Genomic DNA, 22,402 nt, shown 5'->3' with positions numbered 1-22,402 from the left:
GCGAGTCAGATAAAGACCTCTGCCGACACACCAAAGCGCTCGGCCAGCCAGCGGATCTGTCGCAGGTTGAGCTGGCGCTTGCCACTCAGAATCTCGGAAACCACAGACTGAGGGCCGATGCCAGGCAGGTCACTCTGACTCAGGCCGTGTTCACGCATCAAGTAGCCAAGAACCTCGACCCCGCCAGGCTTCGGCATCGGGTGATGCTTATGGTCCCACTCCTCAATCCAGTCACCGATGATATCCACCAGACTCATCAGCGGGTGGGACTCATCATCGCCGGTCATCTCGAGCAACTCGTCCAGCGCATGCGCCAGCAGGTCATAGTCATCTTCGCTTTGCGGCTTTCGAAGCAGCGGTGAGACGAACTCCCAGTGCTCGGCAGCTCTTTTGATCAGGACACTCATGCTCTTTCCTCCTTCCATTTGCCGCGGTCATATTCGCGGTGATCCAGCCCATGCTTGATATAAAGCTTTTGCGATCGATATCTGACAAAAGCTATCAGCCGCAACTTGTTGCCACCAATATCGAAAACGTGAAACTCACCTACCTTGTCGACAGCAGGGAATGTGGCTCTCATCGCCGCAAAATCCGGCGGTTTGCTTCCTTTGGCTAATTGATACCAATGATCCAGCGCGTTGGCTGCCATTGGCCATTTGGCCTTGGCTTCACGTACTCTTTTTTCGGTGAGAACATGCATGCAACATCCTTATCGCATTTTGCTATGGTGAGTTAATCACAGATCAAAAATATCGCAAGTTGCGATAATCCTTGACAGACCAGCGGTGTGGCTCGGCACGACCCAGCCTGGTTTCATCGCCCGACACTGCGCGATTGAAAACATGAGCAAACGTCTCCAACTAGGTGTTATCAGCTTCCCATTGGATATCGCTCATGACCGACCCACTCCACATCCCCTGCCCCCACTGCAACGGCCTCAACCGCATTCCCGCCACGCGTCTCGACGATCATCCAAAATGCGGTCGCTGCAAGGCCGAAGTCCTGCTGAACAAGCCGTTTGAATTGAAGCAAGGCGACTACGCCAGCCAGATCAAGGGCGATCTGCCGCTGCTGGTGGACGTGTGGGCGGACTGGTGCGGGCCGTGCAAGTCGTTTGCGCCGGTGTTCGAGCAGGCAGCCGGGCAACTGGAGGGCAAGTGTCGGCTGGCCAAACTGGACAGTGAGGCGAACCAGCAGTTGTCGGCGCAATTGGGGATTCGCTCGATTCCGAGCCTGATCCTGTTCAAGAACGGCCGGGAAGTCGCCCGGCAGAGCGGGGCTTTCCCGTTACCGCAACTGATGGGCTGGTTGCGTAGCCAGGGGATCTGAGACAGCCCGGAAAGATCGCAGCCTGCGACAGCTCCTACAAGGACATCAGCGCCCAATCTGTAGGAGCTGCCGCAGGCTGCGATCTTTTGATCTTCAGGCGTTTTCCAGCAAGTTGTGCAGCTCAACGAATTGCTGGGTCAGCTTGTGCCGCGGGTCGAGATGGATCAGCGGCGTGTTGGCCTGGTGGGATTCGCGCATGCGTACCGAGCTGGCCAGGTACACCGGCAACACCGGCAGGCCTTCGGCGATCAGTTCGTCGAGGATTTGCTGGGGCAGGCTGGCGCGGGCCTGGAACTGGTTGACGACGATGCCTTCGACTTCCAGGCCTTCGTTATGGTCGTCCTTCAACTCTTCGATTTCGGCCATCAGGCCGTACAGTGCCTGGCGTGAAAAACTGTCGCAATCGAAGGGAATCAACACACGATCGGCGGCAATCAACGCTGAAACCGCATAGAAATTCAGCGCGGGCGGAGTATCGAGGTAAATCCGGTCATAGTCTTCGCCCAGTTCTTCAAGCAACTTACGCAGCTTGTTGATCTTGTGCTTGGCCTCAAGCTTTGGCTGCAAGTCCGCCAGCTCGGCGGTGGCGGTAATGACATGGAGGTTATCGAACGGGGTTTCGTAGATGTCGACCTGATTCTTTTTGGAGAACGGCCCGGAAGACAGCGTCTGCTTGAAGAAGTCGGCGATGCCCATCGGGATATCGTTACCGGTGAGCCCCGTCAGGTATTGAGTGGAGTTGGCCTGGGCATCGAGATCCACCAACAAGGTGCGAAAACCCTCGCTGGCACTGACCGCCGCCAGATTACAGGCAATGCTGGATTTGCCAACGCCACCTTTCTGATTGAACACCACGCGCCGCATGTCAAAACCTCCGTGTACCAAAGAATGACCGAGTGTAGTGGTCCACCGCGTTGCTTCGCTACCTTGTCGGCACAGGGACTACACAGTCAGTTGCCTTCTCTTGCTTGAAAAGCCCTGAACGGCTCGGTGATTCGACGCCAGAACCGACAGACGGAGCAAAAAACCTTGTGAATAGTTACCAATCGTTCAATTTTTTCGAGTCAGCCGCTTCATCTTATTGAGCAAAATGTAACCAGCATTTGCTACACGTTCCCGGCACCGGGATAATGCGCGCCACTCGGCGCCAAACGCCACGCAGGGTAAGTCTCGGCCCTCGGCCACTCCCCCGCGTCAAGTAAGCCCGTGAGGGTGGGATGAATGTCTGTGATCAACTTCAACATCGCCCAATGGCGCGCCTGGGCCCCAGGGCTTGAAAGCGTGAGCGATTGGCAGGCCTGGAGCCGACAACCGGCCGTGCTGCCGGACAGCGATGCCGCTCCCGACGTTTCTTTTCTGCCGGCCATGCAGCGCCGCCGGCTCAGCCGCCTGGCGCGGATGGCCTTCAGTGTCGGCTGGCCATTGGCAGAAGGTCGGCAGGATCTGCCATTGGTCTTTGTTTCCCGTCACGGCGAAACGCCCCGCACCGTCGACATTCTCAGTGATCTGGCCGCCGATCAGCCGCTGTCGCCGACCCGGTTCAGCTTGTCGGTGCATAACGCGATCATTGGCTTGTGGTCGATCATGCGGGGGGAAACCAGCGAAATGACGGCCCTGGCCGCCGCAGGCGATGGCCTGGAACACGGCATGCTGGAAGCTGCCGCGCTGCTGGCTGAAGGCGCTCGCGCGGTACTGCTGGTGGTCACCGAAGAGCAGCCGCCCGAGGCTTACTCAACCTGGATCGACGACGTGCCGTTCCCTTATGCCGTCGGCCTGCTGATCACCCCCGGTACCGACTGGCAGTTGTCCCTGAACAGCCCCTCGGATGTGTTGTCCAAATCCCGCTGGCCACACGCGCTGAATCTGTTGCGTATGCTGCTCGGCCAGCAAACCACCTGCCAACATGCCTGGAAAAATCGTGTATGGACCTGGCAACGCAACCCGTGACCGAGAAAAACCGCGACGCCTATTACTGGCGCTTGCTGGCCACCGCCGCGAGCTTTGCCCTGTTCGGGCTGGGCGGGCTGTGCCTGCGCCTGGTGATTTTCCCTGTGCTGAACTGCCTGCCGGGCGACGCCCGGACCCATCGGCTGCGGGCCCGGCAAACGGTCAGCCGCTGTTTCTGGATTTTCGTGCGTTTCATGGCCCGCACCGGCGTACTGACCTACACCATTGAAGGCGCGGAAAAACTCGGTCGCCCCGGGCAAATGATCATTGCCAATCACCCATCGCTGATCGATGTGGTGTTTCTGATCGGCCTGGTGCGTCACACCAACTGCGTGGTCAAGCAAAGCCTCTGGGAAAACCCTTTTACCCGCGGGCCGCTGCGATGCACCGAATACATCAGCAACGACGGCAGCATGGACATGCTCGACGCGGCTGCCGACGCATTGAAAGACGGCCAGACCCTGATCATTTTCCCCGAAGGGACGCGCACTCGGCCCGGCCAGGCGCCGGCCTTTCATCGGGGCGGCGCGGCAATCGCCCTGCGTGGTGCGAAAATCCTCACCCCGGTCATCATCAAGGTCAGCCCGACCACATTGACCAAGGCCGAACCCTGGTATCGCATCCCCAAGCGGCGCGTGCACTTCAGTTTCCGGGTCGGGGCCGATATAGACCCACAGACCTTCGCCACGCAGGGGCCGGCTCCGCAGGCCTCGCGCAGGCTCAACGAATATCTACATTCTTACTTTATTAAGGAGCTCGCCGAAGATGAGCGATCTGCACCGTGATATCAAAATGCTTATTATCGACGCCCTTGGCCTGGAAGACATCAGCGCCGAAGACATCGGCAACGAACAGACGCTGTTCGGCGAAGGCCTGGGCCTGGACTCGGTGGACGCACTGGAACTGGGCCTGGCCATCCAGAAAAAGTACGGCATCAAGATCGACGCCGATGCCAAGGACACACGCAATCACTTCAGTAACGTGGCGAGCCTTGCGGCGTTCGTCACCGCAAAACAGGCAGCTTGAGACCGGACCATGCAAACTCGTGACGACATTTTCAACACCCTGCGCGATGCCTTGGTCGAGCTCTTCGAACTGGACCCTGAGCGTGTGAGCCTGGATTCCAACCTGTATCAGGACCTGGAAATCGACAGCATCGACGCGGTCGACCTGATTGATCACATCAAACGTCAGACCGGCAAGAAAATCGCCGCCGAAGAATTCAAATCGGTGCGTACCGTCAGTGACGTGGTCGAGGCGGTCTACCGTCTGGTTCAACCGGCCGCATGAATCGACTGATTGGCCTCGGCCTGCTGCTGGCAGGCCTTTTGTATCCCTTTGCGGTGTATTTCGGCATGGAGCATTTCGCCCCGTGGCAGTTCGGTCTGCTGCTGGGCGGACTGTGGCTGGCCCGGGCACTGACCGGCAAACGTCGGCCTGGCAGCCTGTGGATGTCCACGGTGGCCATTGTGTTCTGCCTGTTGCTGGCACTGTTCGACAGCCCGGCGCTGTTGCGTTGGTATCCGGTGTTGATCAGCGCCTTCATGTTGGCGCTGTTCGGATCGAGCCTGACATTCGGCCCACCGATCGTTGAACGCCTGGCCCGGGTACGCGAGCCGCAATTGCCGGCCGAGGGCATTCGCTATACCCGTCAGGTAACCATCGCCTGGAGCGTTTTTTTTCTCTGCAACGGTGTGTGCGCCGCCGCCCTGACCCTCTGGGCGCCGCTGAGCTGGTGGACGCTGTACACCGGCCTGATTTCCTACGGATTGATAGGCCTGATGTTTGCCATTGAATGGCTGATAAGACTAAGGGTACGAGGCCGCCCATGAATTGGATAAAACTTGAGCACCTGCTGCTCAAGGCTCCGCCGGAGCGCGCCGTAGCGACCGCTCCGGCACTGGATCACGCCCAACTGTGCGAGCAGGCGCTGCGCCTGGCCGCCGGCCTGCAAGCCCGGGGTGTCCGGCAGATGGCCGTGCACCTCGAGGATGCCGCCGATCTGGCGATCGCGTTGCTTGGCGCCTGGCGTGCCGGGGTCAGTGTGTTGCTGCCGTCTGACCTGCAACCGCAGACTCGCCAACGTTGGTCAGATGAAGTCGATCTGTGGCTGAGCGATCAGCCCGACGATGTGCACCTTGGCGACCTCCAACAGCCGCCGCTCAGTGCCGCCGCGCTGGACCTGGATAACTGCCAACTCAGCCTGTGCACATCCGGCTCCAGTGGCGAACCCAAGCGTATCGAAAAAAACCTGCGCCAACTGGCCAATGAAGTCGAAGCCCTGGAGCAGCTGTGGGGCGCTGATCTGGGCCCGGCGTGCATCATTGGCAGCGTCGCCACCCAGCACATCTACGGTCTGCTGTTTCGGGTGCTGTGGCCGCTGTGCGCCGGGCGCCCGTTCGTACGTCGGCAGCTGGCCTTTCCGGAAGACCTGCAACGCGCCAGCCGCGAGTACCCGGCCTTCGCCTGGGTGGCCAGCCCGGCGTTGCTCAAGCGCATGGGCGACAACCTCGACTGGCCTGCCTTGAGCTCAGTGCGCCGGGTTTTTTCCTCCGGCGGTGCATTGCCGGTCGAGGCCGCACAGAGCCTTCACGAACGTCTGGGGCAATGGCCAACGGAAATTTTCGGCAGTTCGGAAACCGGCGGAATCGCCTGGCGTCAGGGCGCTGAACTCTGGCGGCCCTTTGCCGAAGTCACGCTGACTCAAGACAGTGATGGCGCGCTGTTGATCGCTTCGCCCTACTTGCCTGGCGGTCATGTCGAACAGACTGCCGATTCGGCGCGCATCGCCGTCGATGGGCGCTTCGAATTGCTCGGGCGACTGGACCGGATCGTCAAACTGGAAGAAAAACGCATCTCGCTGCCAATGCTGGAACAGGCGCTGACAGCCCATGACTGGGTCGTCGAAGCGCGGCTCGGTGTCATTCAGGAAAACCGTGCCTCCCTGGGAGCGTTGCTGGTGCTGAGCGAGGCCGGTTTGCATGTGCTGCGCAATCAGGGCCGACGCAGTCTCACCGAGCAATTGCGCCAACACCTGAGCCAACACTGCGAAGCACTGGCCCTGCCAAGACGCTGGCGCCTGCTGCGACAACTGCCGACGAACACTCAGGGCAAACTGCCCCAGGCCGACGTCGATGCCTTGCTGTTGGCACCGCGCCCCAAAGCGCCGGAGGTCTTGGAGCAAGTCGAAAGCCATGGCGAGTGGAGCCTGCAACTGGCCGTTCCTCCGGACCTGGCCTATTTCAGCGGCCACTTCCCCAAGGCGCCGGTGTTGCCTGGCGTGGTGCAGGTGGACTGGGCGCTGAGCCTGGGCCAGCAACTGATGAACCTGCCGAAAAAATTCGCTGGCATGGAAGTCTTGAAGTTTCAGCAACTGGTGCGTCCGGGGGATGAAATCCAGCTGCACCTGCGCTTTGACCCGGTACGCGGCAAACTGTACTTCGCCTATCGCAACGAAACCGCCACTTGCTCAAGCGGGCGGATCTTGCTGGAGGTGGCGCATGCATAAGCTGGGTGAGTGCTGCTTGCGATGCAGACACCTCGGTCCCGAAGAGGTGAGCCAACATGCATAGCCCCTGCGCCATCATCCCGGTGTACAACCACGAAGACGCAATCACCACGGTGGTCGATGCCCTGATCGCCAGCCATCTGCCGTGCATTCTGGTGGACGATGCCAGCAGCCCGCGCTGCGCCCGGGTGCTGGATCGCCTGGCCCAGCGTGAAATGGTTTACCTGATCCGCCTCGCCGAAAACCAGGGCAAGGGTGGCGCGGTCATGACCGGCTTGCGCGAAGCTTCGCGCCTGGGTTTCAGCCATGCCTTGCAGGTGGATGCCGATGGTCAGCACGACTTGCAGGACGTCAAACGCTTCATCGAACAATCACGCCGCTACCCACAGGCGGTGATTTGCGGTTATCCGCTATATGACGCCAGCGTGCCGAAAGGCCGTTTGTATGCGCGCTACCTGACCCACGTCATGGTCTGGATCAACACCCTGTCGTTGCAGATTCGCGACTCCATGTGCGGTTTCCGGGTCTACCCATTGCCACCGGTTCTGGCGTTGATCGAGTCAGCGAAAATCGGCAAGCGCATGGACTTCGACTCGGACATCCTGGTGCGCCTGGCTTGGCGCAATCTGCCGATGCAATGGCTGCAAACCAAAGTCCATTACCCGCTGGACGGCGTTTCGCATTTTCGGATGTTCCACGACAACGTGCTGATTTCCAGCATGCACACGCGGCTGTTCTTTGGCATGTTGCTGCGGGCGCCAGTGATCCTCTGGCGACGGTGGCGGGCATGAGCGCAGACAAACAACACTGGGCCGACCGCGAAGAACGGGGCAGTTTCTGGCTGATGAAGCTCACCGCCTTCGGCGCCAAAGTGCTGGGCCGTCGGGTACTGAGCCCCGTGTTGTACGGCATCGTCTTGTACTTTTTCCTGTTCGGTCGCAGCGCACGCAAAAGTGCCTGGCAATATCAACAACGCCTGGCCGACTGGAGCGGACGCAGCGAGCTACGCCCGAGCCATTGGCGGGTGTTTGGCCAGTTCATGGCCTTCGCCGATTCCATGCTCGACAAACTCGACGTATGGAACGGCAAGCTGAGCATCGAACAAATCGAAATCATCGACCCGGCGCTGCTGCGTGACCAGTTGCGCGGTGCCCGCGGGCAGATGCTGGTGGGCGCGCACCTGGGCAATCTGGAAGTCTGCCGCGCACTGGCGGAAATCGGCGAGAAGGTCACGATGAACGTGCTGGTGCACACCAAGCACGCCGAACAGTTCAACCGTTTGCTGGGTGAAGCCGGAGCGACCAATTTGCGCCTGATTCAAGTCAGCGAACTGGACCCCGGGATCATGCTGCAACTGAGCGAGCGCCTGGAGCGTGGCGAGTGGCTGGCGATTGCCGGCGACCGCGTGCCGCTGCATGGCGGACGCAGCGTGACCGTGGACTTCCTCGGTCATCCGGCCAGGTTCCCCCAGGGCTCGTGGCTGCTGGCCGGTTTGCTGAAATGCCCGGTCAACCTGCTGCTGTGCCTGAAAAAGCCCGACGGCGATTATCGACTGACCATTGAGCCGTTCGCTGAGGCAATCACCTGGAAACGCAGCGACCGCGAACAGGTCATTCATCAGTGGGCCTCCCGCTACGCCGAACGCTTGGGTCACTATTGCCTCGAAGCGCCCCAACAATGGTTCAACTTTTACCCTTTCTGGAAGACCGATGACGACGCCAACGCTTGAGCCGGTAACCTTCGGCGAACGCCCTTTGCGCATTGAAGATGTGCTGGCACTGGCCAACCGCAAGGTGCCGACGCAGTTGCAAAGCGATCCCGCCTACCGCGAGCGCATCGCCAAGGGCGCGCGTTTTCTGGACTCTCTGCTGGACAAGGAAGGCGTGATCTACGGCGTGACCACCGGTTATGGCGATTCCTGCGTGGTCGCGGTGCCACTGCATCACGTCGAGGCGCTGCCCCGTCATCTGTACACCTTCCACGGCTGCGGCCTGGGCAAACTGCTCGACGCCCAGGCCACCCGCGCGGTACTGGCGGCGCGTTTGCAGTCGTTGTGCCACGGTGTTTCCGGGGTGCGCGTGGAGCTGCTGGAGCGCCTGCAGGCGTTCCTTGAACACGACATCCTGCCGCTGATTCCGGAAGAAGGTTCGGTGGGTGCCAGTGGTGACCTGACGCCGCTTTCGTACGTTGCCGCCACGCTGTCCGGCGAACGCGAAGTGATGTTCCGCGGCGAGCGCCGGCAGGCCGCCGATGTGCACCGCGAACTCGGCTGGCAGCCACTGGTGTTGCGTCCGAAAGAAGCCCTGGCATTGATGAACGGCACCGCGGTGATGACCGGTCTGGCTTGCCTGGCGTACGCCCGCGCCGATTACCTGCTGCATCTGGCCACACGCATCACCGCGCTGAACGTGGTCGCCCTGCAAGGCAACCCGGAGCACTTCGACGAGCGCCTGTTCGCCGCCAAGCCACACCCGGGGCAGATGCAGGTCGCCGCGTGGTTGCGCGAGGATCTGGCCATCGACGCACCGACCGCGCCCTTGCATCGCCTGCAAGACCGTTATTCCCTGCGCTGCGCACCCCACGTGCTGGGCGTACTGGCCGACAGCCTGAACTGGCTGCGTTCGTTCATCGAGATCGAACTCAACAGCGCCAACGACAACCCGATCATCGACGCCGAAGCCGAGCGCGTGCTGCACGGTGGGCACTTCTACGGCGGCCACATCGCGTTCGCCATGGACAGCCTGAAAAACCTCGTGGCCAACGTCGCCGACCTGCTGGACCGGCAACTCGCGCTGCTGGTGGACGAGCGCTATAACCATGGCTTGCCGAGCAACCTGTCCGGCGCCACGGCTGACCGCGCCATGCTCAACCATGGTTTCAAGGCGGTGCAGATCGGCACCAGTGCCTGGACCGCCGAAGCGCTGAAAAACACCATGCCGGCCAGTGTCTTTTCGCGCTCCACCGAATGCCACAACCAGGACAAAGTCAGCATGGGCACCATTGCCGCCAGGGATGCGATCCGCGTGCTGGAGCTCACTGAACAGGTGGCGGCCGCCACGCTGCTGGCGGCCAATCAGGGTGTCTGGCTGCGCGGTCAGGCTGAAGATGCACGACCACTGCCACCCGCATTGGCCGCCATGCATGAAGCCTTGGCCAAGGACTTCCCACCGGTCATCGAAGACCGCGCGCTGGAAGGCGAATTGCGCCTGTGCCTGCTACGCATCGCCGAACAACACTGGAGGCTGCATGCGTAGCAAGGGATTTCTCTACACCGACACGGAAATCGTCGTACCGTTCTTTGACGTCGACAGCATGCACGTGGTCTGGCACGGCCATTACGTCAAATACCTGGAAGTCGCCCGCTGTGCGCTGCTGGACAAGATCGGCCACAACTACACGGCGATGAACGAGTCAGGCTACGCGTGGCCGGTGATCGACCTGCAATTGCGCTACGTGCGCGGTGCGGTGTTCGGCCAGACACTCAACGTGCGCGCCAACCTGGTGGAGTGGGAGAACCGCTTGAAGATCAACTACCTGATCAGCGACCTGCAAACCGGCGAACGTTTGACCCGGGCCATGTCGGTACAAGTCGCCGTCGACCTCGCCAGCCGCGAGATGCAACTGGCCTCGCCGACAGTGTTCACCGACGCCGTAGAGAGAGCTCTGCGATGATTTTCTACCCCTCCCGCTTCCCTGTAGGAGCGAGCTTGCTCGCGATGGTCGTTAACGATGACACCGGGCACCTGACAGTCCGCGGCGCCCTCAGGTTTTTCGCGAGCAAGCTCGCTCCTACAGTGTTCTGCGTGCTACTGGGCATTCCTGGACTAGCCCATGCCTTCGACCTGCAACAACTCAGCGATCAACTGGCCAGGCCCGAGGTGATCCACGGCAGTTTCACCCAGGAAAAACACCTGCGCGCCCTGCCCCAGCCGCTGGTCAGCAAGGGCACGTTCGTCCTGGCAAAAAACCACGGCTTGTTGTGGTTGCTGAAAACGCCACTGCAACAGGACTATCGCATCACCGCCAAAGGCATTGCCCGGCGTGACGGCATTGTTTGGCAAATGCTGCCGGGCAAAAGCGCCGGTGCCGAGCAGAACCGTTTGTTCCTGGCCGTGCTGCAAGGTGACAGCAGCGGCCTGCAACGGGATTTCGAATTGTCCCTGAGCGGCGATGCACAGAACTGGAAGCTCACGCTGGTGCCGCGCTCAATGCTGCTCAAGCAGGTGTTCAACCAGATCAACATTGCCGGCGCAGAACTGGTCCACAGCATCGAACTGCTCGAAACCCAGGGCGACAGCACATTGTTGCGCATGCAGGACAGCACCAGCACCCAACCCTTGAGCGACGCGGAGCAACATGACTTTGCCGAGTGAACGGTTACTGCCACGACTGTTTCTGATCCTGCTGCTGGCCGTACTGGCGCTCGCCGGTTGGCAATGGCGTGACGGCGCGCCACTGTCGGCCAACCTGATGGAACTGGTACCCGGCACGGCGCCCGATGCCCTGGAACTGCGCGCCGAACAACGCATGCAGGAACCGCTGAACCGTGAAATGCTGGTGCTGGTCGGCCACACCGATCGCCAGCAGGCCGTCGCCATGGCGCAGACCCTCGGCGAGCAATGGCAGGCCAGCGGAATATTCGAAAAGGTCCAGTGGACCCTGCAAGCCGACTTGCCGGCACTGCGCACGCAGTTGCTGCAAGGTCGCCTGGCGATGCTCCAGGCGGCGGACCGACAACTGCTGATCGAGCACCCCGACACCTTTATCCAGCAACGGGTGCAGGCGTTGTTCGACCCGTTCAACGGTTACAGCCTGGTGCCGAGCCAGGACGACTGGCTGGGCCTGACCGGGCGCATCCAGAACAGCCAGCCGCAACGCGGTTCGGTGCAACTGGACATCGGCAGCGGCGCCCTGGTCGCTGATGCCGATGGCAAGAGCTGGGTGCTGCTGCGCGCGCGCACCACCGGCAACGCCTTCGACATGAACCTGCCGCTGCAAGTGGCCGACCTGCTCGAGCACAGTCGCGAAGAAGCCGCCCGGCACGACGTGCAACTGCTCGCCGCCAGCGGCTTGTTGTACGCAGCCAACGGGCAACAGCAGGCTGCCCGGGAGATGACCTGGGTCGGGGGCGGTGCCACCGTCGGGATTTTGCTGTTGCTGTTGTTGGCCTTCCGGCGCTGGCGCGTCTTGCTGGCGTTCGTGCCGGTGGTGGTCGGCATGCTCTTCGGAGCGGTGGCCTGCGTGGCGTTGTTCGGCCATATGCACGTGATGACGCTGGTGCTGGGCTCGAGCCTGATCGGTGTTGCCGTCGATTATCCGCTGCATTACCTGTCCAAGAGCTGGAGCCTGAAACCCTGGCACAGCTGGCCTGCCCTGCGCATGACCTTGCCCGGATTGACCCTGAGCCTGATCACCAGCGGTATCGGCTATCTGGCCCTGGCCTGGACCCCCTTCCCGGCGCTGACCCAGATTGCCGCATTCTCTGCCGCCGGCTTGCTCGGCGCCTATCTGTCCGCGGTGTGCCTGCTGCCGGCATTACTCAAGGGCGTAGACCTGCGCCCGGCGCAGTGGCCATTGCGTGTTTGCGAGCTTTTGCTGGACTGTCGTGAAGCGCTGCTCAAACAGGCGAAAACACCCGTCTTGCTGGCGCTGCTGATTGCCTTTTGCGTGGGCGGACTGTTACAGCTCGGCAGCAAAAACGACATCCGCCAGTGGATCAGCGCGCCGCAACAATTGACCGACGAAGCCCGGACCATTGCCCGGATCACCGGCTATCAACCCACCAGCCAGTTCTTCCTGATACGCGCCGCCAATCAGCAGCAGTTGCTCGAACGCCAAACCGCCCTGAGAGAGCGACTGGATCAATTGATTGGCCTGGAAAAGCTCCAGGGCTATCTGTCGCTCAATCAACTGGTCAGCCCGCCGAACGAACAGCAACAGGTGCGCGCAGCATTGAGCAAACTGCCGTCGTTCTGGCAACCGTTGCTCGACATCGGCATACCGGCTGAGGCGCTGCAAGCCGAGCTAACGAAGTTACAGGCATTGCCTGTCGAGGACATCGACGCCGCGCTGGCCGGCCCGTTGGCAGAACCCTACCGGGCCCTGTGGCTGGGGCCGACCGATGACGGCGTGGCGGCGATGGTCAGCCTGCAAGGCATCAACAACCCTGCCTTGCTGCGGCTCCAGGGTGAGGATTTACCCGGCGTGACACTGGTAGATCGACTGGGTGAATTGAACAATGTGTTCGCGGCCACCCAAATCAGTGCCGCGGAACTGAAACTCGCCTCCTGCGTGCTGATCGTGCTGGTGCTGATCCTGCCCTTCGGCCTCGGCGGCGCGTTGCGCATCGTGTCCCTGCCACTGCTGGCAGCGCTGTGCAGCCTGGCCAGCCTCGGCTGGCTGGGGCAGCCGTTGACCCTGTTCAGTCTGTTCGGCCTGCTGCTGGTGACGGCGATCAGTGTCGATTACGCGATCCTGATGCGCGAACAGGTCGGCGGCGCGGCCGTGAGCCTGCTGGGCACCCTGCTGGCGGCGTTGACCACCTGGCTGTCGTTCGGTTTGCTGGCGGTGTCGAGCACCCCGGCGGTGAGTAACTTCGGACTGTCGGTGAGCCTCGGTCTGATCTTCAGCTTCCTGCTCGCGCCGTGGGCCGGTCGCCAGGTGCATGAGCCCACGGCCGTGGAGCGGGCAGCGTGATGGTCGTGCTGTTCTGGGCGATGGCGCTGGCGTTGTTCGCGGTGGCGACCCGTGTCGGCCGGCATTTCGGCCTGATTCCCATCGTCAGCCAGTTGTTGCTGGCGACCCTCGGCTTGCCACTGTTGATGTATTTCTGGATCGAGCCCCAATGGCAATTGAGCGGTGCGCTGCTGGTGTCGCCGGGCTGGCTGAAGAACCTCTACAGCCTGAGCTTTGCCCTGTTGCTGGGCTACATCCTCAGCGATGTGATCGACCTGCAACTGGATCGCCAGAGCCTGAAAATCGCCCTGCCCAGCTTTTGCCTTCCGTTTGCCTGCGGCCTGGCCACGGCGGTCTGGTTGTTGCCGGCGCAACCGTGGATCAGTTCGCTGGCCGTCGGCCTGTTGTTCGCCATCACCGCGATTCCGGTGTTGTACCTGTACCTGCGGCACATCGATTACCCACCCGCCGCCACCCGGCGACTGGTGCAAACCGCGATCCTCATCGACCTCGCCTGCTGGACCCTGTTCGGCATCGCCCAAGGCAGCCTGCACCTGAGCAGCCTGTTGCTGCCGCTGGCCGGCGCGTGCCTGCCGGTGCTGCTGCGGTTGCTCGGCTTGCGCCAGACATGGCTTTACAGCCTGAGCTTTTTCGCCCTGCTGGTCGTCGCCGAACACTTCAAGCTCAATGCGCTGATTTTCGGCATCGGCTATGTGTTGATCATGGCCGCACTGAAAGCGCCGCTGGTGCTGCCGTTGCCGGCCTTGTGGATGATCCGGTTGCAGACGTACATCGCCATCCCGCTGATCCTCACATTCGGCATCGTGCAGATCAACGTGCACAACGCGATCGACAGCCTCGGCTGGGGGCAACTGCTGGCCCTGCTGCTGTTGCCGATGCTGAGCAAACTGCTCGGTAACTGGCTCGGCCTCGGCTGGGCCGGGGCCTCGTTCCAGGGCGCCAGCCGTTGGCGGGAAAGTGTGCTGCTGAACATCCGCGGCTTGAGTGAGATCGTCTTTCTCAACCTGCTGCTGCAACAGCAACTCATCAGCCCGCCGCTGTACTTTGCCCTGATGCTGATGGGCCTGATCGCTACACTGCTGCCTGCCCTGACCGGCATGCACCGAATCCCCCTGAAAGCCGCTGTCCCGGCAAGGAGCCCCCATGCCAACCGTTGAAATGGAATGTCGCCAGGTCGTGGTCATCGGCGCCGGCCCTTCCGGTGCCATCGCCGCCGCGTTGCTCAAGTGCAAGGGCCACGATGTGCTGGTGATCGAGCGTCAGCATTTCCCACGGTTCTCCATCGGTGAAAGCCTGTTGGCCCATTGCCTGGATTTCGTCGAAGAAGCGGGCATGCTCGACGCCGTCAACGCGGCCGGTTTCCAGGTGAAAACCGGTGCCGCGTTTGCCTGGGGCGAGCGCTACAGCGCATTCGACTTCGGCGAGACGTTCAGCCACGGCAAATCGACGACGTATCAGGTCCAGCGCGCCGATTTCGATAAGCTGCTGGCCGATCAGGCCGCGCTGCAAGGCGTGGAGATTCGCTATGGCGAAACCATCGTCAGCGTCAACAATGCCCCGGAAAAACCGCAGCTCGGCGTGCGCCGCGAAGACGGTAGCGAATACCGCATCGAGGCTGATTTCCTGCTCGATGCCAGTGGTTACGGCCGCGTGCTGCCACGCTTGCTCGACCTCGAGGCACCGTCGAATTTCCCGGTGCGTCAGGCCGTGTTCACTCACGTCGAAGACCGTATCGACCTCCCGGCCTTCGACCGCAGCAAGATCCTGGTGACCACTCATCCGTCCCAGCGCGACGTGTGGTTCTGGACCATCCCGTTCAGCAATGGGCGCTGCTCGGTCGGCGTGGTCGCCGCCGAGGAACGTTTCGCCGGCCGCAGCGACAATCTGGACGAGTGTCTGCGCGGCTTTATCGCCGAGACGCCAAGCCTGGCCAGCGTGTTGCAAAATGCGCAGTGGGACACCGAGGCCCGGACCATCGGCGGTTACTCGGCCAACGTCAAAACCCTGCACGGCCCGGGTTTCGCGCTGCTGGGCAATGCCGCGGAATTCCTCGACCCGGTGTTTTCCTCCGGCGTGACTATTGCCATGCGTTCGGCAAGCATGGCCGCCGGGGTGTTGCACCGTCAGTTGCAAGGCGAAGCCGTCGACTGGCAAACCGAGTTCGCCGAACCGCTCAAGCGCGGCGTCGACACGTTCCGTTGCTATGTCGAAGGCTGGTACGCCGGGACTTTCCAGGATGTGATCTTCCATGAGGGCAGTTCGCCGGAAATCCGCGGGATGATCAGCTCCATTCTTGCCGGGTACGCCTGGGACCGACGCAACCCGTTCGTCAGCGAAGCCAGGCGCCGGTTGAAGGTGATATCGGAGTTCTGTGCGATGGATGCGTCATGAACTACTTGAGCGACCACTACGTCGAAGAAACCCGTTTCGGTTTGTGGTTCCTGCGCAGCCGGATCTGGCAACACTATGTGCTGCGGTTGGCGATCGACGATTTGCGCAACCTGTTCAGCGAAGCGCTACCGGTTAGCCCGGTGTTGCTGGATGCCGGTTGCGGCCAGGGCAAGTCATTCCCGCTACTGCACCAGGCCTTTGCGCCCGGTCGTCTGATTGGCGTCGATGCTGATCCCCAGAGCCTGGACCAGAGCCGCGCAGAAGCGGCCCGCCAGGGCATGGCAGTGGAGTTGATCGGCAGTGACTGCGCCAGCCTCAACCTGCCGGACGCCTGTATCGACCTGCTGTTCTGTCACCAGACCTTCCATCATCTGGTGGAGCAGGAACAGGCACTGGCCGAGTTCTATCGCGTGCTCAAACCCGGCGGTTATCTGCTGTTCGCCGAATCCACCGAGGCTTACATTGATACCTGGGTGATCCGCTGGTTGTTCCGCCACCCCATGCATGTGCAGAAAAGCGCCGCGCAGTATCTGCAAATGATCCGCCAGCAGGGTTTCGAATTTACCGAGAAAAACGTGTCTTATCCGTACCTGTGGTGGAGCCGCGCCAAAGACTTCGGCCTGCTCGAACAATTGGGTGTGTGCAAGCCAAAACCCTTTGGCCAACGGGAAGAAACCCTGGTCAATGTGGTGGCGCGCAAACCTTTTGAAGGAACTGTGTGATGTTGATTACCCGTCGCTTGAACTGCACAACCTGTGGGAGCGAGCCTGCTCGCGATAGCGGTGGGTCAGTCAAAATGGATGTCGACTATAAAGCCGCCATCGCGAGCAGGCTCGCTCCTACAGGGGTAACCGGTGCTATGCGATTTCTGTTAATCGCCGCGGCCCTGCTGCTGAGCGCCTGCGCCGGCCGGGCGCCGCTGCCCGAAAAAAATCCGGATCTGCCGTTGCCGCTGCAACTGCACATCCAGCTCTTACAGCCCGACGATCGCCAGGACTGGATACTGGTGATCCAGCGTGAAGAGGCGGGTATTCGCTGGTCGATGATGGACCTGCTGGGCATTCCCCAGGCCCGCCAGAAATTGGTCGATAAAACCTGGGAGTCCGATGGTTTCTTGCCACCCAATCCGCGAGCCCGCGAGCTGTTCGCGGCGCTGCTGTTTGCGCTGACGCCGAAAGACGAACTGGCGGCCAACTATCCCGACGCCTGGCAGCACGGCAGACAACGGTCCCTGCCCGAGCGCTGGGACATTCGCTACGCACAACCGCAGAATTTTGAATTGAAGTTTCCAAGTGGTCCGACCTATCAAGTCACGCCCCTGACGGGTGAAACGCCATGACGGCTTACCTCAATGCCCTCGGATTGGTCTGCGCGCTGGGCCGCGACAAGCAGGAAGTGGCCAACAAGCTCTTTGCCGGCGACTGCGGCGGCATGCGCGAACAGACCGGGTGGGTGCCTGAACGCACGCTGCCGGTCGGCGCGGTCCAGGGCAAACTGGCAAGCATTCCAACCGACATGTCACGCCATCACAGTCGCAACAATCAGTTGTTGCTGGAAGCCACGCTGCAAATCCGCGCGGACATCGACAGCGCGATCCAGACCTACGGCCGCGACCGCATCGGTGTCGTGCTGGGCACCAGCACCTCGGGCATCGACGAGGCCAGCCAGGGCCTGGCGCATTACCTGCGCGAAAAGCAGTTCCCTGCCGAGTACGACTATCAGCAACAGGAACTCGGGGCACCGGCGAACTTCCTCGCCGAGTGGCTGCAATTGAGCGGGCCGGCCTATGTCATTTCCACGGCCTGCACCTCCAGCGCCCGGGCCTTGATGAGCGCCCAGCGCCTGTTGGACCTGGGCATTTGCGACGCGGTGCTGTGTGGCGGTGTCGACACCTTGTGCAAACTGACCCTCAACGGTTTCTCGGCGCTGGAAGCGGTCTCGGAACAACGCTGCAATCCGTTTTCGGTGAACCGCAATGGCATCAACATTGGCGAAGCGGCGGTGCTGTTCCTGATGACCAGACGTGCGGGCGACAGCCAAGCGATTGCCTTGCTCGGCAGCGGCGCCAGCTCCGATGCCCATCACATCTCCGCCCCGGAGCCGACCGGTCGTGGCGCCCTGCAAGCGATGCGCAAAGCCTTGGGCCGCGCCAACCTGCAACCGGGGCAGATCGCTTATCTGAATCTGCATGGCACCGCCACCCAGCACAACGACGCCATGGAAAGCCAGGCCGTGGCGACGCTGTTCCCGGCTGGCGTTCTCTGTTCGTCGAGCAAACCCATGACCGGTCACACCCTCGGTGCCGCCGGGGCGCTTGAAGCGGCGTTCTGCTGGTTGAGCCTGAGCCCGGACAATCGCGAGCATGCCCTGCCGCCCCACGTCTGGGACGGACAGCCCGATCCCGAATTGCCGCCACTGCAATGGGTGACCCCGACCACTCGCCTGGCGTCCATTGCACCCCGCTACCTGATGAGCAATTCCTTTGCCTTCGGTGGTAATAACGTCAGCCTGATTATCGGAGACGCCCCATGATTGACTGGCCGCTCGCCGAATTGCTGCCCCACGCTGGCGACATGATCCTTATCGATCAGATCCTGGCGTTCGATGAAGAGCAGATCCACACGCGCCTGACCGTCAAGCCCGATGGCCTGTTCAACCTCCCCGACGGCAGCCTGCCGGCCTGGGTCGGCATCGAACTGATGGCCCAGAGCGTGGCCGCCTTCGCCGGTTGCCATGCGCGCCAGCGTGGTGATGCGGTGGAGTTGGGCTTCCTGCTCGGCAGCCGAAAGTTCGAATGCAACGTCGAAAGTTTTCCGGCCGGTACCGAGCTGACCATCCACGGGATTCGCTCCCTGGAAGACGACAACGGCATGGGCGTGTTCGAGTGCCACATCAACGCCCCCGGGATCCACGTTACCGCCCGTCTGAACGTGTATCGCCCACCCCAGGCCGCTCAATATCTCCATGAACCCGAAGGAGTCCAGTCATGACTGAATCCATACTGGTCACCGGCTCCAGCCGTGGCATCGGCCGCGCCATCGCCTTGCGCCTGGCCCAGGCCGGGCACGACATCGTGTTGCATTGCCGCAGCGGCCTGGCCGACGCCGAAGCCGTCAAGGCCGAAGTCGAGGCCTTGGGCCGTCGTGCGCGCATCCTGCAGTTCGATGTGGCCGACCGCGCCCGTTGCAAGGAAATTCTCGAAGCCGACGTGGAAACCCACGGCGCCTATTATGGCGTGGTGCTCAATGCCGGCCTGACCCGCGATGGAGCCTTTCCGGCCTTGAGCGAGGAAGACTGGGATGTGGTGATGCGCACCAACCTCGACGGTTTCTACAACGTGCTGCACCCGGTGATGATGCCGATGATCCGTCGTCGCGCCGCCGGGCGGATTGTCTGCATCACCTCGGTATCCGGCCTGATCGGCAACCGTGGCCAGGTCAACTACAGCGCCTCCAAGGCCGGGTTGATTGGCGCAGCCAAGGCATTGGCGATCGAACTGGGCAAGCGCAAAATCACCGTTAACTGTGTCGCACCCGGCCTGATCGACACAGCCATGCTCGACGAAAACGTGCCGGTGGAAGAACTGATGAAAATGATCCCCGCACAACGCATGGGCACCCCTGAAGAGGTGGCCGGCGCGGTGAATTTCCTGATGTCGGCGGAAGCCTCGTACATCACCCGGCAGGTTCTGGCCGTCAACGGAGGCCTGTGCTGATGAAGCGCGTCGTCGTCACCGGCATGGCCGGCATCACCTCACTGGGCAGCGACTGGGAGACCATCGTCGGCAACTTCGCGGCCAACCGTAGCGGCATCCGCCGGATGGACGAGTGGGATCGTTTTACCGAGCTCAACACGCGCCTGGCTGGCCCCATCGATGACTTCAAGGTCCCAAGCCATTGGACCCGCAAGCAACTGCGCAGCATGGGCCGGGTTTCACGGTTTGCCGTGGGCGCAGCCGAGCAAGCGTTGGCCGACGCCGGCCTGTTGGGCGACGAGTCGATCAAGGACGGGCGCATGGGCGTCGCCTGCGGCTCCTCCACCGGCAGCACCGACGAGATCAAGGCGTTCGGCAACATGCTGCTCAACTCGGTGGCCGAGGGCCTGAACGCCAATTCCTACGTGCGCATGATGCCGCACACCACGGCAGCCAACATCAGCATCTTCTTCGGCCTCACCGGTCGACTGATCCCGACGTCCAGCGCCTGCACCAGCGGCAGCCAGGGCATCGGCTATGCCTACGAGGCGATCAAGTTCGGGCGCCTGCCGCTGATGCTCGCCGGCGGCGCCGAGGAGCTGTGCCCGACCGAAGCCATGGTCTTCGATGCGCTCTACGCCACCAGCCTGAAAAACGACACCCCACAACGCAGCCCACGCCCTTACGACACCGCTCGCGACGGCCTGGTGATCGGCGAAGGCGGCGGCATGCTGGTGCTCGAAGAACTGGAACACGCCCTGGCCCGTGGCGCGCGCATCCATGCCGAGATCGTCGGATTCGGCAGCAACGCCGACGGCCAGCACACCACCCGCCCCGAACAAGTCACCATGCGCCGGGCCATGGAACTGGCCCTGGAAGACGCCGGGCTGAAACCTTCGGACATCGGCTACGTCAACGGCCACGGCACCGCCACCGAACAGGGCGACATCGCCGAAACCCTGGCCACCAGCAGCCTGTTCGGCGAACACATGCCGATCAGCTCGCAGAAAAGCTTCCTCGGCCACACCCTCGGCGCCTGCGGTGCTTTGGAATCCTGGTTCAGCATTGAAATGATGAACAGCGACCTGTACGCCCACACCTTCAACCTTGACGAAGTCGACCCGCATTGCGGCAAGCTCGACTACTTGCGCGGCGAGTTTCGGCAGATGAGTAACCGGTATGTGATGAATAACAACTTTGCGTTTGGCGGGGTGAATACTTCGTTGATTTTCAAGCGCTGGTCGTAAGGCCAGAAACGACAAAGGGCGCCTTTCGGCGCCCCTTCACAGACAGGTCGGCTTGTCATCGCCCTTCACCTGCCTGGCTCTGTGATTGCTGGTTGCCCAGGATCCTCAGAGTCTCACAAGCCCCTTTCGGGAACGCCGTCAGTATTGTCCGAAATCATCCTGCGAACAACAGCTGGCAACTGGCCTGCCTCAATCAAACTTGCTGTGATTACAGGCCCAAGGCCTTTCGCACCGCGACTTTGATCGCAAAAAACTCGTCTGTTTCAAGTTGTAAAATGACGTAAGTGCGCTTCCCTCGACGATCTCGGCTCTTGATCCGGTCGAGCCTGGAAAGACTGACGGTGGCAACCATATCGCATTTAGCCCAACACGTCGGACTTGCTCCCTGCAGATGATTCGGCAGCTCCAGATGATGTTCAAGCATATGATCTGGAGCGGTTGTACTAAGCGGCACAACCGTCACCAACAAGTTGTTGGTTCTGTGTTTGCGAATCACGACAACAGGTCTGATCTTGATCATCTCGGGAACTTCATACCCCCTGAAATCACAAATCAGTACGCTGCCTTCCCTGGGTTGATATAGAAGTGGCATCCATGGCACTCAACTAAAGAAATCGATTCTGCTCAATAATCGGGTAAATCGCGAAACCGGATCCGTTACGCGAAGTGTCCCAACGCTCCCTGGGTGATTCAGGGTGGATCGAGGTTATCCAACACCCGATTCACCGCCAGCTCCCCCAACATGATCGATTGCTGAATCCCCAACAATGTATTGCTCTGCGCTCCGTTCAGATTCCTCGCGAAATCACTCGCCATGACATTGGCTGATGCCAGCGACACGCAGGCGTATTCCAGCAGGGTGTGGTTGTCGATATCGGGGGCGATGAGGAAGAGGTTGCTGGGTTGGCGTGGCGCGTCCGGATCGGTATCCGGTGGGTTTGGCGTATTGGTCATGACTCAGCGTCCTGAAAGTGGGGGCCACACCGAATCGCTACTGATCAAAAGGGTGGCAGCTGTACGCAGGTTAGCAGACCGGGCCACGATGAAACCGGCGCGCCAGAAGGCGCCCTGCGCACAGCTACCGTCAAAAGCAGGTATGGATATACCTGCCTATCAGGAGCGCAAATGCGCTTCATTGTGGACACGAGCTGCTAAACCCGATCACTGACCATCAGTGACCCGGATCAAGCTACCGATGGCCCTCAAAGCGCACAAGCCGGCGGATTCTGGAGTAGTTGTAGGCAACGCCGCAAGGCGCTGTAGCCATTGCGAGGGATTTCGGAAATGTCCCACGATTAGGAGTGAAGCATCCTGCTGGATTGGACATTCCAGGTCCGTACAGGTGGGCTAATGAGATGGTCACCCCCACACCCTGCGAGGGCTACGCTTTCGCAGGGTGTTTTGTTTTCGGAGGCCATCATCATGATCCAGTCAGCACTGATCGGTATCGATCTCGGCAAACATAATTTCCACCTTCACGGCCAGGATAAATCAGGCCGCGAGGTGTTTCGCAAGAAGCTCTCTCGGGCGCAGATGATGCAGCTTTTCGGCAACGTGCCGAGTTGTATCGTGGTGATGGAAGCCTGTGCG

At 61.3% G+C, this 22,402-nt stretch carries 26 protein-coding genes and 1 pseudogene; 22 read left to right on the top strand and 5 right to left on the bottom strand.

Translation table 11 applies throughout. From position 1 onward, the window contains the following. Positions 1–5 precede the first annotated feature (5 nt). On the bottom strand, positions 6–407 hold the full coding sequence (locus AC1D19_RS21035) for a helix-turn-helix domain-containing protein (protein WP_477764441.1): 402 nt from the start codon (positions 405–407) through the stop codon (positions 6–8). Continuing rightward, entirely contained in the window at positions 404–700 is a 297-nt protein-coding gene (locus AC1D19_RS21030; protein WP_477764440.1) for a type II toxin-antitoxin system HigB family toxin, read from the bottom strand. The genes AC1D19_RS21035 and AC1D19_RS21030 overlap by 4 nt, the downstream gene beginning before the upstream one ends. Before the next feature lie 194 nt (positions 701–894). On the opposite strand from AC1D19_RS21030, the gene trxC reads away from it, so the two are divergent. Beyond that, entirely contained in the window at positions 895–1,329 is a 435-nt protein-coding gene (gene trxC / locus AC1D19_RS21025; protein WP_477764439.1) for a thioredoxin TrxC, read from the top strand. A 93-nt stretch (positions 1,330–1,422) separates the two neighbouring features. Here the strand turns inward: trxC and AC1D19_RS21020 are convergent, their stop codons facing one another. Beyond that, the gene (locus tag AC1D19_RS21020; protein ID WP_477752135.1) at positions 1,423–2,193 is read right to left on the bottom strand and encodes a ParA family protein; all 771 of its coding nucleotides are present in this window, start codon (positions 2,191–2,193) and stop codon (positions 1,423–1,425) included. 357 nt (positions 2,194–2,550) lie between these two features. Here AC1D19_RS21020 and AC1D19_RS21015 point away from each other — a divergent pair, with 357 nt between their 5' ends. Genes AC1D19_RS21015 through AC1D19_RS20920 form a run of 20 tightly spaced genes read left to right on the top strand, consistent with a single transcriptional unit; the run spans position 2,551 to position 20,812 of the window. Beyond that, positions 2,551–3,276: a beta-ketoacyl synthase chain length factor gene (locus tag AC1D19_RS21015; RefSeq protein ID WP_477752136.1), complete on the top strand. Its 726-nt coding sequence runs from the start codon at positions 2,551–2,553 to the stop codon at positions 3,274–3,276. Next, on the top strand, positions 3,252–4,061 hold the full coding sequence (locus AC1D19_RS21010; RefSeq protein ID WP_477764438.1) for a lysophospholipid acyltransferase family protein: 810 nt from the start codon (positions 3,252–3,254) through the stop codon (positions 4,059–4,061). Before AC1D19_RS21015 ends, AC1D19_RS21010 begins: the two co-directional genes overlap by 25 nt. Continuing rightward, a complete protein-coding gene (locus tag AC1D19_RS21005) occupies positions 4,042–4,302 on the top strand; it encodes a phosphopantetheine-binding protein (protein WP_095943238.1) in 261 nt (86 codons plus the stop codon). Before AC1D19_RS21010 ends, AC1D19_RS21005 begins: the two co-directional genes overlap by 20 nt. 9 nt (positions 4,303–4,311) lie before the next feature. After that, a complete protein-coding gene (locus tag AC1D19_RS21000) occupies positions 4,312–4,566 on the top strand; it encodes an acyl carrier protein (protein WP_008025124.1) in 255 nt (84 codons plus the stop codon). After that, entirely contained in the window at positions 4,563–5,108 is a 546-nt protein-coding gene (locus tag AC1D19_RS20995; RefSeq protein ID WP_477764437.1) for a COG4648 family protein, read from the top strand. The genes AC1D19_RS21000 and AC1D19_RS20995 overlap by 4 nt, the downstream gene beginning before the upstream one ends. After that, positions 5,105–6,784 carry an ApeI family dehydratase gene (locus tag AC1D19_RS20990; protein ID WP_477764436.1) on the top strand — a complete coding sequence of 560 codons (1,680 nt, stop codon included), beginning with the start codon at positions 5,105–5,107 and terminating at the stop codon, positions 6,782–6,784. Before AC1D19_RS20995 ends, AC1D19_RS20990 begins: the two co-directional genes overlap by 4 nt. A gap of 56 nt (positions 6,785–6,840) precedes the next feature. Continuing rightward, positions 6,841–7,575: a glycosyltransferase family 2 protein gene (locus AC1D19_RS20985; protein WP_477752140.1), complete on the top strand. Its 735-nt coding sequence runs from the start codon at positions 6,841–6,843 to the stop codon at positions 7,573–7,575. Beyond that, positions 7,572–8,513: an LpxL/LpxP family acyltransferase gene (locus AC1D19_RS20980; RefSeq protein ID WP_477764435.1), complete on the top strand. Its 942-nt coding sequence runs from the start codon at positions 7,572–7,574 to the stop codon at positions 8,511–8,513. Before AC1D19_RS20985 ends, AC1D19_RS20980 begins: the two co-directional genes overlap by 4 nt. Further along, on the top strand, positions 8,494–10,038 hold the full coding sequence (locus AC1D19_RS20975) for an HAL/PAL/TAL family ammonia-lyase (protein WP_477764434.1): 1,545 nt from the start codon (positions 8,494–8,496) through the stop codon (positions 10,036–10,038). The genes AC1D19_RS20980 and AC1D19_RS20975 overlap by 20 nt, the downstream gene beginning before the upstream one ends. Further along, positions 10,031–10,456 carry an acyl-CoA thioesterase gene (locus tag AC1D19_RS20970; protein ID WP_477752143.1) on the top strand — a complete coding sequence of 142 codons (426 nt, stop codon included), beginning with the start codon at positions 10,031–10,033 and terminating at the stop codon, positions 10,454–10,456. Before AC1D19_RS20975 ends, AC1D19_RS20970 begins: the two co-directional genes overlap by 8 nt. Next, positions 10,453–11,157: an outer membrane lipoprotein carrier protein LolA gene (locus tag AC1D19_RS20965; protein WP_477764433.1), complete on the top strand. Its 705-nt coding sequence runs from the start codon at positions 10,453–10,455 to the stop codon at positions 11,155–11,157. Before AC1D19_RS20970 ends, AC1D19_RS20965 begins: the two co-directional genes overlap by 4 nt. Continuing rightward, the gene (locus AC1D19_RS20960; RefSeq protein ID WP_477764432.1) at positions 11,141–13,480 is read left to right on the top strand and encodes an MMPL family transporter; all 2,340 of its coding nucleotides are present in this window, start codon (positions 11,141–11,143) and stop codon (positions 13,478–13,480) included. Before AC1D19_RS20965 ends, AC1D19_RS20960 begins: the two co-directional genes overlap by 17 nt. Continuing rightward, positions 13,480–14,637 carry a sodium:proton antiporter gene (locus AC1D19_RS20955; RefSeq protein ID WP_477764519.1) on the top strand — a complete coding sequence of 386 codons (1,158 nt, stop codon included), beginning with the start codon at positions 13,480–13,482 and terminating at the stop codon, positions 14,635–14,637. The genes AC1D19_RS20960 and AC1D19_RS20955 overlap by 1 nt, the downstream gene beginning before the upstream one ends. Further along, on the top strand, positions 14,624–15,871 hold the full coding sequence (locus tag AC1D19_RS20950; protein WP_477764431.1) for an NAD(P)/FAD-dependent oxidoreductase: 1,248 nt from the start codon (positions 14,624–14,626) through the stop codon (positions 15,869–15,871). The genes AC1D19_RS20955 and AC1D19_RS20950 overlap by 14 nt, the downstream gene beginning before the upstream one ends. Beyond that, complete coding sequence (locus AC1D19_RS20945) at positions 15,868–16,593, top strand: class I SAM-dependent methyltransferase (protein WP_477764430.1); 726 nt, start codon at positions 15,868–15,870, stop codon at positions 16,591–16,593. Before AC1D19_RS20950 ends, AC1D19_RS20945 begins: the two co-directional genes overlap by 4 nt. Next, complete coding sequence (locus AC1D19_RS20940; RefSeq protein WP_477764518.1) at positions 16,593–17,210, top strand: hypothetical protein; 618 nt, start codon at positions 16,593–16,595, stop codon at positions 17,208–17,210. Before AC1D19_RS20945 ends, AC1D19_RS20940 begins: the two co-directional genes overlap by 1 nt. Continuing rightward, entirely contained in the window at positions 17,207–18,403 is a 1,197-nt protein-coding gene (locus AC1D19_RS20935; RefSeq protein WP_477764429.1) for a beta-ketoacyl-[acyl-carrier-protein] synthase family protein, read from the top strand. The genes AC1D19_RS20940 and AC1D19_RS20935 overlap by 4 nt, the downstream gene beginning before the upstream one ends. Further along, the gene (locus AC1D19_RS20930; RefSeq protein ID WP_477764428.1) at positions 18,400–18,861 is read left to right on the top strand and encodes a hotdog family protein; all 462 of its coding nucleotides are present in this window, start codon (positions 18,400–18,402) and stop codon (positions 18,859–18,861) included. Before AC1D19_RS20935 ends, AC1D19_RS20930 begins: the two co-directional genes overlap by 4 nt. Then, complete coding sequence (fabG, locus tag AC1D19_RS20925) at positions 18,858–19,586, top strand: 3-oxoacyl-ACP reductase FabG (RefSeq protein ID WP_477764427.1); 729 nt, start codon at positions 18,858–18,860, stop codon at positions 19,584–19,586. Before AC1D19_RS20930 ends, fabG begins: the two co-directional genes overlap by 4 nt. After that, positions 19,586–20,812 carry a beta-ketoacyl-ACP synthase gene (locus AC1D19_RS20920; RefSeq protein ID WP_477764426.1) on the top strand — a complete coding sequence of 409 codons (1,227 nt, stop codon included), beginning with the start codon at positions 19,586–19,588 and terminating at the stop codon, positions 20,810–20,812. Before fabG ends, AC1D19_RS20920 begins: the two co-directional genes overlap by 1 nt. Before the next feature lie 208 nt (positions 20,813–21,020). On the opposite strand, the gene AC1D19_RS20915 is transcribed toward AC1D19_RS20920, so the two are convergent. Next, positions 21,021–21,404 carry a type II toxin-antitoxin system PemK/MazF family toxin gene (locus tag AC1D19_RS20915; protein ID WP_477764425.1) on the bottom strand — a complete coding sequence of 128 codons (384 nt, stop codon included), beginning with the start codon at positions 21,402–21,404 and terminating at the stop codon, positions 21,021–21,023. Positions 21,405–21,502: 98 nt separating this feature from the next. Next, positions 21,503–21,766 (bottom strand): DUF6124 family protein, encoded by a 264-nt coding sequence (locus tag AC1D19_RS20910; protein WP_477764424.1) that lies wholly within the window; start codon positions 21,764–21,766, stop codon positions 21,503–21,505. A 468-nt stretch (positions 21,767–22,234) separates the two neighbouring features. Between AC1D19_RS20910 and AC1D19_RS20905 the strand changes: the two are divergent. Then, positions 22,235–22,402, top strand: a pseudogene (locus tag AC1D19_RS20905) (IS110 family transposase); the annotation flags it as partial.

The sequence above is a fragment of the Pseudomonas sp. P1_C12 genome (genome assembly GCF_056406435.1).
Note: the sequence above shows the minus strand (reverse complement) of the source record. Positions and strands in the feature narration are given on the sequence as shown.